Here is a 1,152-nt window from a genome sequence, read left to right as displayed (position 1 = left end):
TTTCTTCCACCTTATGGATAATCAACAGGCGTGTCTTTCCTTATTAAACAAAAAGGCTCCATACTACAAATAGTAAATTTATGGTGAATATTGTCGGGAATAGTGGAATAAACTCGACATTTGATGAAAAAAGTAAGTTTTACGGAGTTAAATATTTATTATAATGGAAAAATGATATAATAATTGAGATTATATACCTTTTCTTCAAATAATCATCTAATTTGCATAAAATAGATTTTTGCTAAGTAGTTACCAAAAAAATATGGTTCCTTTTGAATTGGGGAGTATATTTAAGAGTGAAAACTGTCTTAGAGGGTTTCTCATTTCAGAAGTTGCTATAAAAATCTTGTAAATAGGAGTGATAGTGTGTTTAAGAAATTTTTTGGTTTGTTGCTAGGTTTTGTGTTAACAGTGGGTCTTATGCTAACAGGAGGGGTTTCTTATGCACAAGAAAACGAAAACCCATTAGAAAGTCCAGCGTCATACGCTAAATATTTAGAGAATTACGATAAATATGAAGCGCTTAGACTTGGTGTTGATCCGAAATATGCAGATGAAGCCGAACAAGATGCAAAAAAAGTTTTGATACAATTTAAAAAATTGTCTATTGAAGAACAGGAAAAATTAGTAGAAGCTATGCAAAACCCAGCTATGATAGAAAATTCATTTGCTAATGCCGAAGTAAAAGAGGAAAGTCCTCAAAATGCATCTCTTCTGGCAAACGATAAATTTGTAGAGCATGATTTTACAATGACTCTTGTAGGAATTGATTGGACCATTTACCATGTCGAAGGAAGATATGAGTATAATTCAAGTGGTGCTACAAAAGCACTTGGAGGACAAGCATTTGTAAAGAGAAATTTTAATCCATTTGTTCAAACAAATAAGCAAAGTCAGGACTTTTATGTTTCAGGTGGAAAGTTTAAAGGGATAGGAGTTTTCGATTATAAAATCGGACCAATAAAAGATGTTATAAATATACAAATTGGTACTGCATATGTACAAGTTATGGGAGATCAAAATGGAAAAATTGACTTAAGCAGCAAAGGTTGGACAGAGTAAGTGTATTAAAATACTTAATCAAAAATAAAAGGGGCTATCCAGAAAGTCAGTGAAAGCTGACTGCTGGACGCCCCGTTTTTGTTGAATGTT

The 1,152-nt window shown here is 32.4% G+C and carries 1 protein-coding gene; it reads left to right on the top strand.

The genetic code is table 11. The features are described from left to right. The first annotated feature begins 366 nt into the window (after nt 1-366). Entirely contained in the window at nt 367-1,062 is a 696-nt protein-coding gene (locus HMPREF0083_RS25795) for a hypothetical protein (protein WP_021624946.1), read from the top strand. Nucleotides 1,063-1,152 lie beyond the last annotated feature (90 nt).

Source organism: Aneurinibacillus aneurinilyticus ATCC 12856 (assembly GCF_000466385.1).
GTDB lineage: Bacteria > Bacillota > Bacilli > Aneurinibacillales > Aneurinibacillaceae > Aneurinibacillus > Aneurinibacillus aneurinilyticus.
This window is presented reverse-complemented; position numbering and strand designations above follow the sequence as displayed.